The 14,851-nt window shown below is 64.7% G+C and carries 12 protein-coding genes and 1 pseudogene; 4 read left to right on the forward strand and 9 right to left on the reverse strand.

Features of this window, described 5'->3' with window-relative positions; genetic code table 11:
* Positions 1–66 precede the first annotated feature (66 nt).
* The 4 genes from BN1121_RS00935 to BN1121_RS00950 all read left to right on the forward strand — a co-directional run bounded on the left by BN1121_RS00935 (position 67) and on the right by BN1121_RS00950 (position 3,775).
* Positions 67–1,743, forward strand: coding sequence for a GGDEF domain-containing protein (locus BN1121_RS00935; RefSeq protein ID WP_005350794.1), 1,677 nt, complete (start codon positions 67–69; stop codon positions 1,741–1,743).
* 182 nt (positions 1,744–1,925) lie between these two features.
* A complete protein-coding gene (gene ompW / locus BN1121_RS00940; protein WP_005350800.1) occupies positions 1,926–2,552 on the forward strand; it encodes an outer membrane protein OmpW in 627 nt (208 codons plus the stop codon).
* 132 nt (positions 2,553–2,684) lie between these two features.
* Positions 2,685–3,086 (forward strand): acyl-CoA thioesterase, encoded by a 402-nt coding sequence (locus BN1121_RS00945; RefSeq protein ID WP_005350802.1) that lies wholly within the window; start codon positions 2,685–2,687, stop codon positions 3,084–3,086.
* The gene (locus tag BN1121_RS00950) at positions 3,083–3,775 is read left to right on the forward strand and encodes a hypothetical protein (RefSeq protein ID WP_005350804.1); all 693 of its coding nucleotides are present in this window, start codon (positions 3,083–3,085) and stop codon (positions 3,773–3,775) included. The genes BN1121_RS00945 and BN1121_RS00950 overlap by 4 nt, the downstream gene beginning before the upstream one ends.
* Before the next feature lie 25 nt (positions 3,776–3,800).
* Here BN1121_RS00950 and BN1121_RS00955 read toward each other — a convergent pair whose 3' ends face one another.
* The 9 genes and pseudogenes from BN1121_RS00955 to menD form a co-directional block, all read right to left on the reverse strand.
* Positions 3,801–4,481, reverse strand: a complete 681-nt coding sequence (locus BN1121_RS00955; protein WP_005350806.1) for a lipase secretion chaperone — start codon at positions 4,479–4,481, stop codon at positions 3,801–3,803.
* Complete coding sequence (locus BN1121_RS00960) at positions 4,478–5,383, reverse strand: lipase family alpha/beta hydrolase (protein WP_005350808.1); 906 nt, start codon at positions 5,381–5,383, stop codon at positions 4,478–4,480. Before BN1121_RS00960 ends, BN1121_RS00955 begins: the two co-directional genes overlap by 4 nt.
* Before the next feature lie 135 nt (positions 5,384–5,518).
* Positions 5,519–6,217, reverse strand: a pseudogene (locus BN1121_RS00965) (SanA/YdcF family protein); the annotation flags it as partial.
* 102 nt (positions 6,218–6,319) lie between these two features.
* Positions 6,320–9,070, reverse strand: coding sequence for a collagenase (locus BN1121_RS00970; protein ID WP_407921478.1), 2,751 nt, complete (start codon positions 9,068–9,070; stop codon positions 6,320–6,322).
* 171 nt (positions 9,071–9,241) lie between these two features.
* The gene (gene menE / locus BN1121_RS00975) at positions 9,242–10,621 is read right to left on the reverse strand and encodes an o-succinylbenzoate--CoA ligase (RefSeq protein ID WP_005350815.1); all 1,380 of its coding nucleotides are present in this window, start codon (positions 10,619–10,621) and stop codon (positions 9,242–9,244) included.
* On the reverse strand, positions 10,614–11,543 hold the full coding sequence (gene menC, locus BN1121_RS00980; protein WP_005350817.1) for an o-succinylbenzoate synthase: 930 nt from the start codon (positions 11,541–11,543) through the stop codon (positions 10,614–10,616). The genes menE and menC overlap by 8 nt, the downstream gene beginning before the upstream one ends.
* Positions 11,543–12,403 carry a 1,4-dihydroxy-2-naphthoyl-CoA synthase gene (menB, locus tag BN1121_RS00985; protein ID WP_005350818.1) on the reverse strand — a complete coding sequence of 287 codons (861 nt, stop codon included), beginning with the start codon at positions 12,401–12,403 and terminating at the stop codon, positions 11,543–11,545. The genes menC and menB overlap by 1 nt, the downstream gene beginning before the upstream one ends.
* On the reverse strand, positions 12,396–13,148 hold the full coding sequence (gene menH, locus BN1121_RS00990; protein ID WP_005350819.1) for a 2-succinyl-6-hydroxy-2,4-cyclohexadiene-1-carboxylate synthase: 753 nt from the start codon (positions 13,146–13,148) through the stop codon (positions 12,396–12,398). Before menH ends, menB begins: the two co-directional genes overlap by 8 nt.
* Positions 13,141–14,841 carry a 2-succinyl-5-enolpyruvyl-6-hydroxy-3-cyclohexene-1-carboxylic-acid synthase gene (menD, locus tag BN1121_RS00995; RefSeq protein ID WP_005350820.1) on the reverse strand — a complete coding sequence of 567 codons (1,701 nt, stop codon included), beginning with the start codon at positions 14,839–14,841 and terminating at the stop codon, positions 13,141–13,143. Before menD ends, menH begins: the two co-directional genes overlap by 8 nt.
* Positions 14,842–14,851 lie beyond the last annotated feature (10 nt).

The raw sequence follows: 14,851 nt of genomic DNA on the forward strand, positions 1-14,851 counted from the left end.
ACACAATCTGCCCTCTTGCGCTTCGTGATTCACCATACTTGAGACGAGTCATCAGGAACTATCTTCATGCATCGTTCGGATCGCACCATCAACTATCAGGTTGCCTTCTCCATGGCCTTGGTCTGGCTGGTTGCCATGGGGTTGCTGGTTGCCATGCTGCTATTGACGCTGGTTCCCGAGATTCGCCATGTGGAGCAGCGGCAGATGCGCGAGCACCTGGTTCGAGCCATCAGCCTGGTGCAGGCCGATCTCAAGCGGATGCGTGCCTTCGCCCGTGACTGGGGGGAGTGGGATGATGCCTATGACTTTATCGCCGGCAAGGGGACCCGCGCCTTCATCGATGGCAATCTGGTCTCTTCAACCCCCATGGACGATTTCGATCTCCATCTGCTCAGCTTCATGGATCTGCGGGGCAACGAGATATGGAGCCGCTCCCGCCTGCCCGATATCCAGCAGAGTCATTTCATCAGCTACCCCCTCTTCATGGAGCGGCTGGAGCAAGTGTTGCTGAAGCGTGTCGGAGAGCACGGCATTCAGGGGATGCAGGACTCCCAGTGGGGTCCGCTGCTCTTCGCATTTCACCCCATCACCGACTCCCAGCGCAGGCATGCGGCCAGGGGCTATCTACTGGCTGCACGCTGGATCGATGCAAGCTACCTGAGCGAGCTCTCCCATCGGGTGGCCATGCCCATCACGATGCGGGGGTTACACGGGGTGTCGGATCTGACCCAGTATCAGCCACTGCAGCAGGGTTACCTCTACCGTATGGGGTACAGCGGTCTGCATACCCAGTGGGGGGAGATCATGATGCTCGACAGCGTGGGTCAACCCGGCCTGCTGCTGCGCCTTGAGTCCCAGCGCGAGCTGATGTTGGGGGGAGGGCGGGTTCTGCTGTACACCCTGGCGGGGACCCTGCTTATCTGTCTGGTGTGCGGTCTGTTTGCCTTCTATCGTCTGCAGGTGATGGTGCTGCAGCCATTGGGCATATTGATCAAGGGAGTGCAGCGCTACGAGCGGGATGGCGATTCGGCAGCCCTGCCGGTGATCGAGTCGAGTCGCGAGATGCGGATCCTGACCCGTCGCTTCCGTGAGATGGCGGCGCGCCTCAGCCTGCAACACAAGGCGGCCCAAGCCCATAGCCAGCGTATGGAGGAGGTGGCCAACCGGGATCCCCTGACCGGCTGCTTCAATCGCCGCTATCTGGATGCCTGGCTCGAGATGCTGGAGCCCTCGGCACTGCACCTGGCCGTGCTGGCCATCGATCTCGACCACTTCAAACGAGTCAACGACACCCATGGCCACGACATGGGGGATCGCGTGCTGATCCAGTTTGCGGAGCGGTTGCGCCGCAATCTGCGTCACGATGAGCTGCTGGTGCGGGTTGGTGGCGAGGAGTTTTTGGTGGTGTCCGAATGCACCGAAGCAGCCCAGGCCAGCGCACTGGCCGAACGGCTGAGGTGCGTGGTGGCCCAGCTTCCCTTCGGGGAGGATCAGGCCTCGTTCGCCATGACGGCCTCTATTGGCTTCGCCCTTTATCCGCTGGGGGAGGAGCGCCACGAGGCCGGTTGGCGTCTCAGTCTCAAGTTGGCCGATATGGCGCTCTATAACGCCAAGGCGCGCGGACGTAACACCTGGACCGGTCTGGTCGCTCGTCATGGTGGGGTGCTTCCTTCACTGAACCCTGATGACCTGTTGCGGCAGGGGGCCCTCTCCCTGATTGAGCCTCCTCGTAAAGAGGTGTGATGGATGCGCCTTATGCGGGGTGCAAACAGGGGGGATGGCAGCAGGAAGCGCGCGTAAAGATGCATGGTACATATGGCTCAAAACTCGGCAACAATTGAGCCAGGTCAATAACTCGCCGTTTACTATCCCTTAAAGTGGGCTCCGCTTACAGCACCAATTGAAAACAAAAAGGGATTACAACGATGAACAAAGTGCTTCCTCTGCTGATTGCCGGCGCCCTCGCCTCCCCCTTCGCCATGGCCCATCAGGCCGGTGACATCCTTGCCCGCGGTGGTCTGGCCATCGTTTCTCCCCAAGAGAGCAGCGATGACGTTCTGAAGACCGGTGAGTTCGAGATCAACAGTAATCAACAATTGGGCCTGACCCTGGGTTATATGATCACCGACAACTGGGGCGTCGAGTTGCTGGCGGCCACCCCCTTCGCCCACAGGGTGAGCACGCGCGACCTGGGTGAGATCGCCAAGGTGAAGCACCTGCCGCCGACCCTGATGGCCCAGTACTACTTCGGCAACGCCCAGAGCAAGGTGCGTCCCTATGTGGGCGTAGGCGTTAACTACACCACCTTCTTCAGCGAGAAAGGCGTCGGCGCTCTCGACGGTGCCAATGTCAGCCTGGACGACTCTTGGGGCCTGGCCGGTCAGGTCGGTATCGACATGGCCATCAATGACCGCTGGTTCGTCAACGGCTCCGCCTGGATCATGGACATCGACACCGACGTCAACGTCGACGTGGGTGGCCAGCATGTGGGTACCTTCAAGACCCATATCGACCCCATGGCCTTTATGGTCGGTGTCGGTTATCGCTTCTAAGCATTGGTGAATGGGCCTCTGGCCCCGCACGCTCCTTGGCCCGACTGGTTCGGGCCTTTTTCTTTTCCGGTGGCTTGAGTCGGCCCTGGCGGCGCTGTAGCCTGAGCCCGGTTTGATAACAAGGATGCAATCATGCTGGAGATGCAGATCCACCCCCGCTTTCAGGAGACCGATGCCCTCGGCCATATTAACAACACTGTGCCGGCGGTCTGGTTTGAGTCGGCGCGGGATCCCCTGTTCCGTGTTTTCACCCCGGATCTGGATGTGCGCGATTGGCGCCTGATCCTGGCGGGTTACACGGTGCAGTTCAAGCGGGAGCTCTTCTACGGTGAGGGGGTGACCCTGAAGACCGGGGTCAAGCGGATCGGCAGCAGCTCCTTCACCGTCTGGCAGGAAGCCTGGCAAGGGGGTGAGTTGGCGGTGACCGCCGAAACCACCCTGATCCATTTCGATTATCAGTCCCGCAAGGCTCTCCCCCTCACCCATGAGCAGAGGGATGGGCTGGGACGCTGGCTTCTGGAGGAGAGTGAGTGAAGCTGTCTGCCCTGTTACCCCTGATGACCACACTGCCCGTGATGGCGTTACCCCTGATGACCCTGGATCAGCAATTTGATCTGATGGAGAAGGGGGCCAGCACTGCCCTCGATACGCGTCAGTTCACCCTCGACGGGGTGACGGTGACTGGCTGGCTGGATGGCGACATGCCGGTCATCATCGCGGTGCCGCGCCTCGACGAGAAAGGGCAGGATCAGGGTGAGAGTCGTTACTTCTTCAAGGGGGGCGAGCTATTCGGCGTGCGCGAGCCGGAGTCCCGCTTCGGCTTCGAAAAGGGGAAGCTGGTCGCCTGGCTCGACGAGACCGGCAAGCCGCAGGCCTACATCAGCAAGGTGAGCATGCAGCAACGCGAGCAATGGATGAAGCGGCGAGCCGCCCAGCTCCAGCGCTTGTTTGAGCCTAGCGCGGCGGAGCGACGCACAGAGGCCAAGGATCCCGCCATCGAGCCCCGCGCTATCGAACGCAGCCAATGGCTCTGCAGTGAGCGTCTTCAGTCACTGACGGCGGCCGATAAGGTGGTGGCGGGGCACGTCAGCGCCACCGACACGGCCGTGAAGGGGCCGGTCCGCATACTGACTCCGGGGGGCTGGCAGGATCTCGATATGGAGTGCAAGGTGCAGGGCTACCGGGTGGTTAGTCTCACCTGGCACGTATCCAAGCCGTCATAAGCAGCGGGGCCCTGGGGCCCCGCTCTCATTCCTGCCTGATCCGGGTCAAGGCTTCGACCCGCCGCCACTGACTCTCGGGAAACCAGCGTTCGAGCAGGCTCTGCCCCTGGGCAAGCCGCTGCTCCTCATCCAGAGTGGCTCGTTCCTTCAGGTAGCCCTGCAACTGGCTCTCGAAGGCCAACTGGCTCTGTTTCAGCTCATCGAGCCGGTCTGCCGCCTCGGGACCAAGCTGTTCCAACTGCCATTGCCTGTCACCCTGATGCTGGCGCAGCTGCTCCAGCAGGCGCCCATTCTCCACCGAGCGTCGGAACCATTCCGGTTGTTCGGCCAGCCAGATCTCCAGGGCCTGCTGCAACTGGGGTTGCTCATCGGCCGGGGCTTCCTGCAACGCCTTGCGCCTCAGGGTCCACTGCTCCTGGCGGCGCTCGTCGGCGAACAGCCGCTCCTGCTCGGCGGGAGAGAAGCGCTGCCGGCGCAGTTGCTCCCGCTGCTCGAACAACGGCTCCAGGCTGGCCATGTCGGTGCCTGTGGGTATGGTCAGGCGTGCCTCCTCCTCGCGAAAGACCCGGTAGCGTTCGTTCACCGGGGCATCACGGCTGGCCACCGATACGACGGCCGGTGCCGGGGGAAGCGCCCTGGGCGCCGGCCAGAACCACCAGACCAGCGCCGCGAGGCCAAGCGGCGTGAGCCAGAGCAGACGTCTCACAGCCCCAGATCCTTGAGACGGCGAGCATGTTGCACATAGAGAGACACGGGATCGGTTTCGAACAGGTGGCGAATGCCAAACGAGTGATTCACCTCGTCCAGGTGGTTCATCTTGTAGCCGGTCCCGATCACCTTACCCAGATGACTGCTGCAGACCCCCACCAGACCGTCGTTGGGCTCATCGAAGAAGAGACCGGTCAGGACCAGAGCCGGATCGACCGGATCGAGGATGTTGGTGAGGTTGCCCCGGCCACTCCAGGAGAAGTAGTGGACGCCGTTGTCCGCCCGCATCGGCCCCTCACCACAGGGCGTGGTGGGCAGCCCCTCGGGGTAGTGGCGATTGAACTCGGTGGCGCCGGCGCTGGTGAGGGCGTCGAGCGCCTTGATGGGATCCTGGGGCAGCTTGCCGCCACCGGAGAGCAGTGAGATGACACCGGAGAGGGCCTGGGCCGCGCTCGATGCCAGTGTCTCGGCGGCGGAACCGGGAGGGGCATTGACCCGCACCAGATCGGCGATGGCGGAGCCCTGGTTCACCCCGCCCACGCTGGTGGCGGAGGCAACCAGCTCGGGGGCGACCGAGGCGACGTAGCGAACGGTCGGGCCGCCGTGGGAGTGACCAATCAGGTTGACCTTTTCGGCCCCCGTGATGGCCAGCACTTGCTGTACCTGGGTCAGCAGTTGTTCCCCGCGTGCCTCGGAGCTGTTGGTGGCCGAGACCTGAGCCACGTAGACAGTGGCACCGTCCCGGGTCAGCGCCTGGGGAATGCCATAGAAGTAGTCGACCCCCATTAGCTTGTCGAAGCCAAACAGGCCGTGGACCAAGATGATGGGATAGCGGGTGTGGCTGTCGGCCAGTGCCGGGCCGGCCAGCAAGAATAGCAGTACTACCAGTTGACGGATCATGGACACCTCCTTGCGTTCATTTGACCCCGTCATGGGGTCAGACCAGTATGAAGGCTCCGATCGGAAAGAGGCTGTGTTCTGGATCACCGTTTGGTGCTGCCCGGGCCTAGGCCCCCCAAACGGTCAAGATTTGTGCTGAAGGCAGGGCTGCAGGGTGCCGACTGTGCTAAGGGGCTGGCAGGGGGGGGCGGCGCCGATCGCGATGGGCTCGCCGAGGAATTTGGGCTCCTTGTCCAGCACATAGAGGTCGAGCAGGCTCATGAAGCGGGCGAAGATCTCCCGCACCCGGGTCTTGATCCCCTCGTTGGGGGCCACATCCGAGGCGTTGAAGCCGATGGCGTCGATGCCGAAGCGGCGGGCGATGAAGATGGCCCGCTCGTTGTGGAATTTCTGGGAAACTATGGTGTAGCTGCTCTGGCCAAAGACCTCTTTGGCGCGGACCACGGAGTCGAGGGTGCGAAAACCGGCGAAGTCCATGTAGATGGCCGAGGCGGGAATGCCGGCCCGGATCAGGGCGCGACGCATCAGACGCGGCTCGTTGTATTGCACGGTGGCGTTGTCACCGGAGACGATCAGGTAGTCCACCTTACCGTTGTTATAGAGCTGGGCGGCGGCCCTGATGCGGTTGCTGAAGTAGGGGTTACGTCCTCCGCCCACCAGATACTTGGAGGTCCCCAATACGACGGCCACCCGGTTGTAGGGGACATCGTCCACCCTGTCATAGGTGAGGTGCCCTGTCTTGGATACCCGCCACTCGCCATAGGTCAGCAGCAGCAGGCTGAGAGCCAGCAGCAGGCAGAGAGTGGCGAGCAGGATCAGGGCAAACTTCTTCATGTGCGACCGATCGGTTACGAAACGACAGGTGGGCATTCTATTACAACTGTCCGCCAGCGTCAGCGACGGGAAAAGAAGAGGCGGCCCGTGGCCGCCTCTCGCTTAGTGAGCCGAGTCGTTTGACTGGCACTCAGGGCTATTGCGATTCGCCTCCCACCAGGGGATGAGCTGCCCATCGACCCAGTCGCGGTAGGCCTGGCTGTCGTTGGCAATCAGCTGGTTCATCACCCGCTCGTAGTCGGCCATCGCCTTGCTCCGATCGGCCTGACGCAGAGCCTGGGCCATTGCCAGCCAGCTGTCGCGGCGTCCGGTCTCATTGAGGAAGCGGTGCACCGTATAGGACCAGGAGTAGACCATCTCGCTGCCACTCTCGTAGTCGAGGTGCAGGATGGATTGCAGCGACGGGCGCTGTCCGGCCTGACTCTGGGCGACGGCGTTGAGGCCGCGTGCGAAGCACTGGCCATGGGCTATGTACTCAGCCAGCCCCTCGGCCCACCAGGTGGAGCGGTTGAGCGGGTAATGACCGAAACTGCCGTACTGGTTGAAGCGGCCATCCAGATAGTGGACGTACTCGTGGCGCAGGTTCCACACTTGGAAGGCGGGGCGCTTCCACTGCGCCTCATAGGCGAAGAAGCGGGCCTGGTTGTCCTGACGGGCCGGCTCCCCCTCGATATAGATGCCGCCATTGTCCGTCGACACCCCATCAAACAGGGCACCGCCGTAACGGTTCCAATCATCGGAAGAGTCGAAGATTACCAGCTCGAGGGAGCGGTTGTTATCGTCGGCAACCGGTTGCCAACCTGTCTCCATCACCCGATGGAAACGCTGTTCCTCATCACCCAGCTCGCGGCAGATCTGCTCGGCCTGTGCCTGATCCAGATCCTGGGCGCGCAGTGAGAGGGTCGGCGAGCAGGTGTGGCTGAACGGCAATATCTCCTCGACCCGGATGGGAGTGCAGTAGCCGGCCAAGGGGCCTTCGCTGCACGCCGCGGCGCTGCGATCGGTGTGACGCAGGTAGTAGGTCGAGAGGGTGAGCGAGACCTCTTCCAGCAGGCGGGCACTCTGGGCGCCGCCGGGCACCAGGCCGTGTCGGTTCAGCAGGGCGATCACATCCCGATCCAGACCGTCGCGATAGGCCTCACTGCCGCTGGCGTCCTGGTCCTGCATCATGCGGTAGAGGCGGGTATAGGCGTCGAGTATGTTATTGAACACAAACAGATCGGCCTGACCATTGTGACTCTTCCACAGGGCCAACTCGCTTTCACCCAGCGCCAGCATGGCGCGGCGCAGCGCGCGCTCTTGCCCGACGAGGACAGGACCGAAGTCGGCATCGCGCGACTGGTAGCTGGCGTAATCGACCAGGTTGAGCAGCTCAAACAGGCCGTCGGCCCACGGCTTGTGGCCGTTGATGGTGGCAGCATGCTGCACGGCGTAGTCAAGGGCCTTGACCAGTTGCGCCAGCATGGGCGTGGCGGCCTGACGGAAGGCGCTTTGCTCGAGCTGTCCCTGGGCGGCGACACTCCAGGCTTCCAGCACTGTGCCGGCCTGATCCTGTGGCTCACTCCCCAGCAGGGCGGGGTGGTTGAGCAGGGCGATCATCACCCGAGCCAGTGCCTTGGCGCTCTCGTCGCTCTCCTTGGTGACGCCACCGAAGTAGTTGTGGGCGCGCACATAGTAGAGCAGCTTGTCCATGGCGGGGTGAGTCGGCTGGTTGGCGTCCAGCAGGGCCTGCATCCCCTGCACGGCGGCCATCAGTTTGGCATCGTCGTGGCCATAACCCGCTTCCCAAGCGGGCTTGTCGGCGCCGCTCACGTCGGCAACCAGTCGTGCGGCCTCGGCGTCGAGGAGGTCGAGGTCCGGCTCTGTGGGTTCGGCGCAGGGGCGCCCGTTGGCCTTGCGGCAGTCGAGCTGCTCCTCCGTGGTGGCCAGCACCAGCGGCTGATTCAGGGTCTTGACCTCCTGCCAGCTGTCGGTCTGTGGCAGAGGCTGCCACTCGTTCTGCTCGGCCGGCATCATATAGCCGGTGTCGTGCAGGGTGACGGTGACCCGGCTGCCGATGGGCAGCAGTTGGCGGCAGGTTCGGAAGGTGATGGTATTCCCCATCTCTTCGCGGGTCCTCGGCTCGGCGCACTCTTGAATGGCCTGTGCCGGATCCGGTTGCCACTGATGCTGGCGCCAGACGTGCAGTTCGCGCACTGCGCTGGCGGCGGCACTCTGTTCCTTGGGCACGAGGCGATAGAAGACGTGATCGAGGCGGCCATCGCGCTCACTCGGCGTCTCTTCCATCACCTGCAGCTGCTCCCATTGCTTGGGATCGTAGTGCCACTCGTCGGCCGGGCAGCGACCCTGGGCATCCAGCTGGCAGCGATCCAGCTCTACCTCTTCCTGTCCCAGAGTTAAGGCTCGCGGCAGGGCGAGGCGATCGCGACGCCACCCGGTGGGCGTATTGGGGAGTGCGCCCCAGCCTGATGACGAGAGACCATAGCCGAAGTCCTGGCTCTCGACGCGGATGAGCGTGCCGGCCTTGAGGTTCAGCTCGCACTGCTGAACCTTTACCCGCCAGCCATCTTCGATACGGGTCTGTTCATCACCGCACTTGCGCTCGGCCTGGGGCTTAAGTCGCTCGGGTTGCCAGCGATAGGTGCGATAGACGTGCATCTCCTGCCATTGGGCGGCAGGGGTAGCGGCGGTGAGTCGAAACAGCTGGGTGGCCTGGGTTGGACCGAACTGTCGGGTTTCGGGGGCGCTGGAACCATATTGGTTCCAGTCGGCCGGGCTATAGGCTCCGGCCAGGGGCGCTGCGAGCAGGCAGACGCCACCGATAAGAGTACGCATGGTACGCCTCGTTGAAATGACATAAGGGAAGAGCGGAACTCTATTGAGTACCTTCTGATTCGGCAAGGGGAAGGGCAAGGCGGAAGTGTTGCTTCTGAGCGCTTATCGTCGGTATCACCGCGGAAGGCGGAGTGTTGGGGCTTCCCCCCCATTCGGGGAGGGAAGCAGGGCGGAAACGGAAAGGTCGTGTCAGTGCTGGAGCAAGCGCCTGGCTATCTCTCTTAGCCCGGTGCGTGAGGGTTTGAGTACCCCCCCTTGCTCCGGCCAGGGAAGCCAGTGGTCCGGTACCATAAAGCCGGGTAGCTGATCGCGCAGCCAGGCCTCCAGCTCCCCATGGGGGAGAGGTGCCTCTCGCCAGTCGATAAAGCAGGCGGGACGCTCGCCCCACTCCTCGCTCGGTACCGGCACCACCAGGGCCTGTGCCACCGCCGGATGGTCTACCAGTCGCTGCTCTATGGTCTCGGGCTGGATGTTCTCCCCCCCCGAGACGAAGAGGTTGTCTAGTCGCCCCTCGACCACCAGCTCGCCGTTGTCGGTCAGGTAACCCCGGTCACGGGTGTGGAACCACCCCTCGTCATCGCGCGCCGGCTCGAGCCCATAGGGGGTGTCGTAACCGAGAAACAGAGTCTCGCCGCGCACGCAGATCTCGCCGCCCTCCACCTTCACCTCGCGCCCCGGCAGCGGGCGCCCCACCAGGCCGGGACCGGTGGGGCTGGCGGTGCAGACCTGGCTGCCCATCTCGGAGAGACCGTAGCTCACCTTGGGGGTGAGCCCGAGGGCTTGCAGGCGCGCCACCAGCGGTGCCGGGATGGCGGCCCCTCCCAGCAGCAACTCGCGCAGCCGGCTGCGCCCCGGTTCGAACCCCTCGGTCAGCAGTCGCCACAGCTGGGTCGGCACCAGGGAGAGGTGGGTGATGGGTTGGCCCTCAAGGCGCGTCTTCAGGGGGCTGTCACGATCGTCCAGCACCAGGGTGGCGCCGGCCAGGAAGACCCGGAACAGGATGGCGTAGCCGCCCACGTGGAACAGGGGCAGTGAGAGCAGCCAACCGCAGTCGTGATCGAGGGGGATGAGCCGGCTCGAGCCGCGGGCCGAGGCGAGATGGTTGGCGAGGCGGTGCAGCACCGCCTTGGGCTCGCCGCTGGATCCCGAGGTGAGGATCAGGTTGTTCGGCTGCTCGGGATCGAGAGGTTGGTCGCCGCTCTCCTCCCGCTCGGTTTCGAAGTCGAGCCGAAGCGTATGCCATGGGCCCGCCATGTCGACACCCCAGACGCCGTCGACGCGCAGTCGCTCGGCCAACGCCAGCTGGCGGAGGGGGGGGAAGGCGGGATTGAGAGGGCAGAAGATCAGGCCGAGACGCACGCAGGCCCAGGCCAGCAGCACCCCTTCCAGGGTGGCGCGCACCGGGGCCGCGAGGCGCATGCCTCTGTGCATGCCCTGCGCGTTCAGTTGCGTGCAGAGGGCGTTGAGGCGGCGATCGAGGTGTCGGTAGTCGAGGGGGGCTGGACCCAGGATTGCCGGCTGCGCCGGGCGTGCCTGAGCCCAGCGGCGCACCGGACAATACTCAGCCATGCTGCCAGACCGGGGTCAACCTGGTCGGATCGGGCGTGCCGTCGGAGGCCAGCAGGTCTTCGGCCAGCCAGCGTCGGGTATCGAGGCCGGGGGCCTGCTGCGGTGCCCACTGCTGGCCGAGGCGGGCCAGTTGGGCGAGGCCCAGGCCGGACTCGAAGCAGGAGGAGACGACCACCCTGAGCCGCAGCTCGTTGGCCCGGCTGACCAGCGCCTCACAGCGGCAGAGGGAGCCGAGCAGCGTCGGTTTGAGCACCAGGGCGCGCAGCTGGGGGATGGGTTCCCACGGCTTGCCCTGAGCCAACAGCTCGTCGAGGGCGACCGGCATATTGGTGTGGGCGGCGACGAAACGGATGTCATCGAAGTCGCTGCAAGGGTCTTCCAGATACTCGATGCGAGCGGGATCGAGATGCTGGCAGAAGGCCCAGGCCTCTTCCCGGCTCCACCCCTGGTTGGCATCGAGGATCAGTTTGAGATCCGGGCGGCGATCGAGCAGCAGATGGATCAGGGCCAGCTCGTCGCGCATGGGGTAACGGGCGACCTTGAGCTTGGCCTTGTCCGGCGTATTGTGCAGCCACTCCTTCCAGTGTTTGAGCAGCTCCTGCGGCGAGCCCTGGATCAGCGGATAGGGCGCTGGCAGGGGCTGTTCAATATCGGGCCAACTGCGCCGTGCACAGTCGAGACCGAACTGCACCGAGGGGAGGGTGGCGGTCACCGTCTCGCCGCGGGCCATGCCCTTGAGGCAGACCAGGGCCTGGGCCTCGGCCTCCTCCAGGGTCTCGCGCGAGAAGCCGGGCAGGGGGGCAATCTCCCCCCAGCCGCCGTTGATGTTGACCAGCAGACCCTGACGTGCCGTCTCGACCCGGCCGTGAAATGTCAGGGGTTGGGTAAATGCGAGCTGATAGCGGTACAGGGCCAGTTTCATCACGGATTCCGTTTGAATTTGGAGAAATCGGGGCGGCGCTTCTGGTTGAAGGCGTTGCGTCCCTCCTGACCCTCTTCGGTCATGTAGAACATCATGGTGGCGTTGCCCGCCAGCTCCTGCAGGCCGGACTGGCCGTCGCAGTCGGCGTTGAGAGCCGCCTTCAGGCAACGCAGGGCCATGGGGCTGTGTTGCAGCATCTCGCGGCACCAGCGCACCGTCTCGCGCTCCAGCTCGGGCAGGGGGACGACAGTGTTGACCAGGCCCATGTCGAGGGCCGACGCCGCGTCATAGAGCCGGCACAGGAACCAGATCTCGCGGGCCTTCTTCTGGCCGACGATGCGGGCCATGTAGGAGGCACCCCAGCCACCGTCGAACGAGCCGACCTTGGGACCGGTCTGGCCGAACATGGCGTTATCGGCGGCGATGGTGAGATCGCACATCATGTGCAGCACATGGCCACCACCGACGGCGTAGCCGGCCACCATGGCCACCACGGGTTTCGGGCAGGTGCGGATGTCGCGCTGGAAGTCGAGCACGTTGAGGTGGTGCACGCCGGTGTCGTCGCGATAGCCACCGTAGTCGCCGCGGATCTTCTGATCGCCGCCGGCGCAGAAAGCCTTGTCGCCGAAGCCGGTGAGTATGATGGCGCCCACGTGGTCATCGTAGCGCGCGTCGCTCAGAGCCTGAATCATCTCCTTCACCGTCTGCGGACGAAACGCGTTGCGTACCTGGGGACGGTTGATGGTGATCTTGGCGATCCCCTCGCTGGACTTGTGGTAGAGGATGTCCTCATAACCGCTGGAGCAGTCCTGCCACTCGACGGGGGCGTAGAGTTGCGCTTCGGTCAGACCTTCAATCATGGCTCTTCTCTTCTGGTGGTGAAGCCCAGCGAGTCAGCTCGCGGGCGTAAGATTCGGGCAGGGTGGCGTGCAGGTTGTGCCCGCCTTCCAGAGTCCGATGGTCGATTGTGGAGCCCGGCCCTGCCAGCTGGCAAGCCAGGGTATGGAATTTGTGATCCCGCCGCCCCGAGAGATAGGTCACCGGCAGGGAGGTACCGAGCAGCCAAGGGCGCAGATCTGGCTGAAGGCCCAGGGAGGTGGCGCGCAGCATGGCGGCGACCGCCGGCCCGTCGTTATCGAGGCGCCGGGCTATCTGGGCCGAGCGAGCCGCTTCATCCAGATCGGCGAACACCCCCTGGCGGTACCAGTCGTCCAGCACGGTCGGCAGGGGCTCGCGCTCGAAGCGCTGCGCCCAGCGCTCGTCGTGGGCCCGGCGTGCCGCCCGCTTCTCCTCGGGGAGCCCGGGGTGACAATTCTCGAGCCAGAGGGCTTCCAGTCCCGCCGGCTCACGGCTGGCATGATAGAGGGCGAGGCGCCCCCCGAGGGAGTAGCCGACCAGCCGGTAGCGTTCGATACGGGCCTCTTGCAGGCGCTGGCGCAGCCAATCGTCGAACTCGGCAAAGCTGGCTACTCGCAGCGCCCGGTTCGTGCCGTGCCCCGGCAGGTCGAGGGTCAGCACAGGGCCGGGCAGGGCGGCGGTGACGCCAGACCAGTCGCCGCCATGGCCCAGCAGGCCGTGCAACAGAACCGTGGTCGCCTCAGCCACGCAATCGGCTCCCCAGCGCCTTGAGATCCTCGCTCACCTGATCGCTGGGCACCTTGATCTCTATGATGGTGACGCCCGCTTGCAGCGCCGCCCGGTACTCCTGCTCGAAGCCTGCCAGGGAATCGGGGGCGCGATAGGTGAGACCAAACATGGCGGCGGCGTGGGCAAAGTCGAGCCCGTGGGGCAGGCGGTAGTAAGTGTCGCGCAGTCCGGCCTCGGTCGGGACCGGCAGCATGTTGAAGATGCTGCCACCGTCGTTGTTGAGCAGGATCACCACCAAGGGGGCGGTGCGCTTGGTGAGCAGGGCCAGGCTATTGAGATCGTGCAGGGCGCTGAGATCGCCGATGAGCAGGGTGGTCGGTCCGTCAACACTCTCGGCGAAGCCGCAGGCGGTGGCGATCAGGCCGTCGATACCGGAGGCCCCCCGATTGGTCATCACCCGCTGCGGTCCCCGTCCAGGGGTGCCCAGCATGTCCATCAGTCGGGCTGGCATGCTGTTGCCGACGAAGAGCTGTCCCTCGATGAGCCGGTTGATTTGGTGACACACCCCGAGTTCGGAGAAATGGGCACAGGCCTCCTCGATCAGGGTGGCGGCGCGCGTCAGGGGCGCGTCCAGCGTGTCCCAGCGCGGGCATGGGGCGGCCAGCGGATGGCTGGCGACAAAGTCCGATGGGGTGCCGTGCAGGCGGCGGCGCACCCGATAGTCGGGGTCGAGGCGGGCCGGCTTGGGATCTATCAGCCAGTAATCCTGCCAGGCGTGATCGCGCACGAAGTGGCCGAGGCGCTTGGAGATGAGGCGAGCCCCAAACTGGAGCAGCACCTGGGCCCGCCCCAGTTCCGCGCGAAAGTGGGGATCGTGCAGGGCGAGATCGGTGTGCAGCAGGCTCTGGGGGTGGAAGCGCAGCTGGCTCTGGAGATCCGCGATGAGGGGCCAGCCGAGCCGTTTCGCCAGTGCGGCCACGGCGCTGGCCTCGGCGGGGTCTTCGATGCGCCCGGCGATGACGACTCCCCGCTTGCCGGCAAACCGGTCCCAGTCCGGTTGGGTGTCGGTTCGGGAGGCGCTCTGCTGCCAGGGGCTCCAGGGGGTCTCGCTACTGAGCCATTCACCGAGGGGGGCCAGGTAGCTGCCATAGTCCCGCTCAGCCCCGTCCGGATAGAGAGGCTCGGGATACATGCAGTTGAGGTGCACCACGCCCGGGGTGCGCCGCTGGGTGGCGATGGCCTGATCCACCGCGCTCAGCACGAAGGCGGGAGTAATGGTGGCGCAGGGGCTCGGCAGGTTGAGCTGATAGACGGGGTAGCGGGCGAAGATCCCCTGCTGATCGATCGCCTGGTTTGCTCCGTTGTCGATGAGCTCGACCGGCCGGTCTGCCGACAGGATAACCAGGGGGGCCCCGGTCAGCTGCGCCTCGGCCACCGCCGGCCACAGGTTGGCGACGGCAGTGCCCGAGGTGGTGATGACGGCGACCGGACGCGCGCTCCCCTTGGCCAGTCCGAGGGCGAAGAAACCCAGGCCCCGCTCGTCGAAGTGGAGGTGAGTGCGAAGGCCGGGGTGAGTGGCCGCCGCCATGGTCAGGGGAGTGCTGCGCGAGCCGGGGGCCAGGGCCACGTCACGGACACCGAGGCGATAGAGCTCCTCCAGCAGCAGAGCGGCCCAGACATGGTTAAAGGTGGCGTGACAGGGAGCGAACATGATGATTTCC

This window comes from Aeromonas diversa CDC 2478-85 (assembly GCF_000819805.1).
GTDB lineage: Bacteria > Pseudomonadota > Gammaproteobacteria > Enterobacterales > Aeromonadaceae > Aeromonas > Aeromonas diversa.